Source organism: Thermococcus sp. 21S7, from assembly GCF_012027615.1.
In the GTDB taxonomy this organism is placed as follows: domain Archaea; phylum Methanobacteriota_B; class Thermococci; order Thermococcales; family Thermococcaceae; genus Thermococcus.
In genome coordinates this window covers 1-525 of record NZ_SNUT01000016.1, presented here as the reverse complement: position 1 = coordinate 525, position 525 = coordinate 1, and the positions used below count along the sequence as shown (strand labels likewise).

Annotated in this window: 1 protein-coding gene; it reads right to left on the bottom strand. The window is 51.0% G+C overall.

Going from position 1 to position 525, the window contains the following annotated elements:
• The coding region (locus E3E51_RS12910) for a methyl-accepting chemotaxis protein (protein WP_240924342.1) at nucleotides 1-525 on the bottom strand (525 nt) is incomplete at both ends.

The following is a 525-nucleotide window of genomic DNA, read 5'->3' as shown; positions in this document are numbered from 1 at the left end:
TGAGGTCTCTGGCGGCTCTTTCGAGTTCTTCTGTTGCTGCAGTTTGTTCTTCTACTGCTGAGCTGACTTCTTCTGCTGAGGCGGTGGTTTCTTCAGCGCTGGCGGCCAGATTCTCAAGAGACCTCAGAGCCTTGTCGACCTCATCCTGCGTCCTGACAATCTGGTCCTTAACCTCGCTCATCCTTGAGCTTGCGTCTTGGAGCAGATCCGCTATGTTCGTTAGGTACGTTATCGTTTCCCTGAGTGTGTCGGCGCTCTCGCTCACAACGCTAACGCCCTTCTGAGTGCTTTCAACAGCGTCCTTGATCTCGCCGGTAATCTGGTCGATGATGTTTTTGATGTTGTCGGCGGCTTGTTTGCTTTCTTCTGCGAGTTTTCTAATCTCTTGGGCAACAACTGCGAAACCCCTGCCCGCCTCACCAGCACGAGCAGCCTCAATAGCAGCATTCAAAGCAAGCAAATTCGTCTGCTCCGCAATATTCGTAATAACATTAGTAATCTCCTCAATACTCCTACTCATCTCGG